The 3,824-nt window shown below is 70.1% G+C and carries 5 protein-coding genes; 1 reads left to right on the top strand and 4 read right to left on the bottom strand.

Translation table 11 applies throughout. From position 1 onward, the window contains the following. From G6017_RS13435 to G6017_RS13420, 4 genes are all read right to left on the bottom strand, one after another. A partial coding sequence (locus tag G6017_RS13435) for an RNase H family protein (RefSeq protein ID WP_182617806.1) occupies positions 1 to 512 on the bottom strand: 512 nt, incomplete at its 3' end. Positions 513 to 581: 69 nt separating this feature from the next. Next, complete coding sequence (locus G6017_RS13430) at positions 582 to 824, bottom strand: hypothetical protein (protein ID WP_182617804.1); 243 nt, start codon at positions 822 to 824, stop codon at positions 582 to 584. 45 nt (positions 825 to 869) lie between these two features. Continuing rightward, complete coding sequence (locus tag G6017_RS13425) at positions 870 to 2,054, bottom strand: fatty acid desaturase family protein (RefSeq protein ID WP_182617802.1); 1,185 nt, start codon at positions 2,052 to 2,054, stop codon at positions 870 to 872. Between the two features lie 61 nt (positions 2,055 to 2,115). Then, positions 2,116 to 3,264 (bottom strand): flavin reductase family protein, encoded by a 1,149-nt coding sequence (locus tag G6017_RS13420; RefSeq protein WP_182617800.1) that lies wholly within the window; start codon positions 3,262 to 3,264, stop codon positions 2,116 to 2,118. Positions 3,265 to 3,516: 252 nt separating this feature from the next. On the opposite strand from G6017_RS13420, the gene G6017_RS16915 reads away from it, so the two are divergent. Continuing rightward, the coding region (locus G6017_RS16915; protein ID WP_182617798.1) for a TetR family transcriptional regulator at positions 3,517 to 3,824 on the top strand (308 nt) is incomplete at its 3' end.

The following is a 3,824-nucleotide window of genomic DNA, read 5'->3' as shown; positions in this document are numbered from 1 at the left end:
TTGACCGCGGGGGGGACGGCCGGGTCGCCACCCGCACCGACCGACCGAGCTCCCGGGAACCCGGGGCCGGACGCGGGCTCCCGACCCGACGCCCAGGCCTTGGCGGCCCCGTTCGCCAGGACGTCCGCCTTCTCGTTGAGCTCGTGTCCTGCGTGACCCTTGACCCACTCGAAGGTGACCTCGCGGCCCTTCATCGCCTCGTCGAGCGCCTTCATGACCTCGACGTTGAGGACGGGCTTCCCGTCGGCCTTCTTCCAGCCCTTGCGCTTCCACCCGGCCATCCACTTTGTCACCGAGTTGATGACGTACTGCGAGTCGCACAGGATGTGCAGCGGCTCGGGGGAGTGCGCGGTCTGACGTAGAAGGTCCAGGACCGCGGTGAGCTCTCCCTGGTTGTTGGTGCCCCGTGTCCAACCGCCGCATCGCCACCGCGATTCGTCGATGTACCAGGCCCATCCGGCCGGGCCGGGGTTACCGAGAGCGGAGCCGTCCGCGGCGGCGATGATCGTCACATCGAGCGATCCTGCCACCGTGGCCGGGGGGAGGACCCACCGGCCACGGTCATCGGGTCACCAGCGGCCTCAACCGTTGAGGTCGCCGTCCTCGATACCGTCCAGGTCGATCGCGGGGGAGCGCTTGCGCTCGTCGAGGCGGGCGGTCCGGGCCGCCTCCCTCATCTCGATCCCGTCGGTGACGAAGTCGCCGACCTCCTTGGCGATGGAACCGACCGCGTCGGTGATGATGACGGCGATCCGGCCGACGAGGGACGCCCCCGCCTGGACACCTGCCTGGACCTGGTCCTTGTTGCGCTCGAAGTCGCTCATCGGATCCGCTCCCTTCGTCAGTGGTGTCCACGAAGGTACCCCGGCTCAGGCCGCGGGTGTCACCTTCCTGCGCTCGATGAGCACGGCCGGCGTGTCCGCCGGGGTGGGCGGCAGCGGCAGGGCCAACCGGAACATCTTGGCCCAGACATTGGCCACCTGCTTCCACAACGGGCCGGTCGTGTAGGGAAGGCCGTGCTCCTCGCAGATCGCTCGGACCTCCTCGGCGATCTCCGGGTAGCGGTGAGCGGGCAGATCGGGGAAGAGGTGGTGCTCGATCTGGTGCGAGAGGTTGCCGGTGGCCAGGTGCATGAACGGGCTGCCCGAGATGTTGGCCGAGCCGAGCATCTGGCGCACATACCACTCGCCACGGGTCTCCTCGGCCGTCTCCTCCTGGGTGAAGACCTGGGCGCCGGAGGGGAAGTGCCCGCAGAAGATCACCGAGAACGCCCAGACGTTGCGGACGAGGTTGGCGGTGAGGTTCCCGGCGAAGGTGAGCGGGAACAGTGGCCCGGTGAGTGCCGGGTGGACGATGTAGTCCTTGGCGACCTGACCTCGCATCTTGCCCCACCAGCCGGCGAGCAGGCCCTTGACGTCCGACCACTTGCGCTTGCCCTTGAGCACGTTGTCGTACTCCAGGTCGTGGAGCATGACGCCCCACTCGAACGCCATCATGAGTCCGAACGCGTACAGCGGGTTACCCAGGCGCAGCGGGGTCCACTTCTGCTCGTACTCCATGCGCAGGATGCCGTATCCGATGTCGCGGTCGAGATCGAGGATGTTGGTGTGCGTGTGGTGCATGTAGTTGTGCGAGTGCCGCCACTGGTCGGACGGGCACACGTTGTCCCACTCGAAGCTGGACGAATGGAGCATGTCGTCGCGCATCCAGTCGTACTGGCCGTGCATGACGTTGTGGCCGATCTCCATGTTGTCGAGGATCTTGGAGGCGCTCAGCGCGGCCACCCCTGCGAGCCACGCGGGCGGCAGGAAGCCGAGGAACATCAGGGCGCGCCCGGTCAGCTCGAGTCGACGCTGCATGCGGACCACCCGGAGGATGTAGTCGCGGTCGGCGGTGCCCAGGTCGGCCACCACGCGGTCGCGGATGGCGTCGAGTTCACCGCCGATGATCTCCACCGACTCGGCGGACAGGACCACGGGCTCGGGGGCGGTGGCTTTCGGCTTGGAGGTCTTGGGCTTCGTGGAGCGGATGGTGGGGAGCTGCAGGAGGGTCATGACGGGAGTCCTTCCGGTCGTTCCGGTGGGTACGGGTCGGGTTGTGACGGTGTCGGGGGGTCTAGAGCTCGATCTCGACGTCGCCCACGGGCGCGGAGACACAGATCTGGACCAGGCAACCGGGCTCGGTGTCGACCTCGCCCGTCCTGAGGTCGCGGGTCGCGCCGGAGACCCGGACGGCGGTGCAGGTGTGGCAGATGCCCATCCGGCAGCCGTGCTTCGGGGACAGCCCCGCGGCCTCCGCGCCCTCCAGCAGCGTGGTGCCGGAGTTGTGGGCGGCGACACCGCTCCTGACGTGGGTGACGGTCCCGCCGTCGCCCTCGGGCACGGGTCCGTTGGAGGCGGTGAAGCGCTCGCGGAGGACGTCCCCGTAGCGCTCCGCTCCGAGGACGTCCGACAGGCCGTCGGCCAGGCCGTCGGGTCCACAGAGGAAGACGGTGGCGTCGGAGTGCCACGGTGCCACCTCGTCGAGGTGGCCCTCTGTCAGGTGGCCGACCAGGTCCCGCGACGACGGGTCGGAGGTGACTGACGGGTCCGGGTGGCCCGAGGTGTCTGACGGGTCCGGTGCCACGGTGGGGACCACCCGGACCTCGACACCGGCGCGCGAGAGTTCGCGGATCCGGTCGCGGAACGGCACGTCCTCGACCCGGCGGGCGTAGTGGAGCCACGCGACACGGCCGGTGGCCCCCTCCCCGCAGTGGCCCTCCCCGGCGAGGGTGGAGGCGATGGAGAGCATCGGGGTGATGCCGCTGCCGCCGCTGACCAACAGCACGTCGGTCGGGCGTGCGTCCGGGAGGGTGACCTCCCCGACGGGGTTCCCGAGGAGCAGTCGCATCCCGGGAGCGGCCTCGGACCACAGGTGTTCGGAGACCACGCCCCCCGGATGCCGGCGGACGGCGATCGTCGCCAGGCCGTCGGACCGCGCGGCGGAGTCCACCGGGGAGTAGTGACGGCGGTGGACGACGCCGTCGACCACCACGCCGATCTCGAGAGCGGCTCCGGGGGCGGGCCGGTCGGCCCCGGCCGGGAGCCGGAGCGTGATGACGGTGACGTCGGAGACGGGCCGGTCGACGGCGACGACCGTCGCGCCGGTCGGGTCGTCGGACCAGCTCACTCCGAGTGAGCGGACGTAGTGCTCCACCGGGTGCGGGGTGAGCAGGGTGCGGGTGATCCCGCGGGAGAAGAGTCGGCTGATGGTCGGGGCGGTCATGAGGACCTCCGGAAGGTAGTGGTCGGTGTGGTCGTGCGCCGTCGGACGCGGCCTACTGCCGTGATGTGCGGTCCCGACCTCACGGTCGCGGCTGCACCACGGGGGCGTATCCGGCCGGTTCGACCACCGGACGAGTTTGAGTGTACATACGTTCTCTCAAATGGAAAGGGGCCCGCCGCTGTCACGTGGGTCACACTCCGACGGGGGGTTCCCCACATGCGGATGCAGGCCTCAGGCGATAGCATCACGGGCGTGGCGACACCAGGTACCCGGGCGGAGCAGAAGCGGCACACACGTGCACTCATCGTTGCCGCGGGCCGCCACGCGGTGGCCACGCGGGGATTCTCCGGCCTGGTCGTCCGCGAGCTCGCACGCGAGGCGGGCATCGTCCCCACCGCGTTCTACCGGCACTTCGAGTCGGTGGACGCCCTGGCCACCGAGATCGCGGCGGGGGCTGCCGAGGCGCTGGGCGAGCTCGTCGACGACCTCGTCGCAGGGCCGGCATCGGATCCCGTCGTGGACTGGCCCGGTCGGGCCTCGGCCGCCGCCGTCCGGGACCC

The organism is Dietzia sp. B44, from assembly GCF_014145245.1.
GTDB classification, from domain to species: domain Bacteria; phylum Actinomycetota; class Actinomycetes; order Mycobacteriales; family Mycobacteriaceae; genus Dietzia; species Dietzia natronolimnaea.
Note: the sequence above shows the minus strand (reverse complement) of the source record. Positions and strands in the feature narration are given on the sequence as shown.

What these genes read in the sequence shown, in the direction of transcription:
- G6017_RS13430 (WP_182617804.1), bottom strand. Translation starts at nt 824, where the DNA reads ATGAGCGACTTCGAGCGCAACAAGGACCAGGTCCAGGCAGGTGTCCAG.
- G6017_RS13425 (WP_182617802.1), bottom strand. Translation starts at nt 2,054, where the DNA reads ATGACCCTCCTGCAGCTCCCCACCATCCGCTCCACGAAGCCCAAGACC.
- G6017_RS13420 (WP_182617800.1), bottom strand. Translation starts at nt 3,264, where the DNA reads ATGACCGCCCCGACCATCAGCCGACTCTTCTCCCGCGGGATCACCCGC.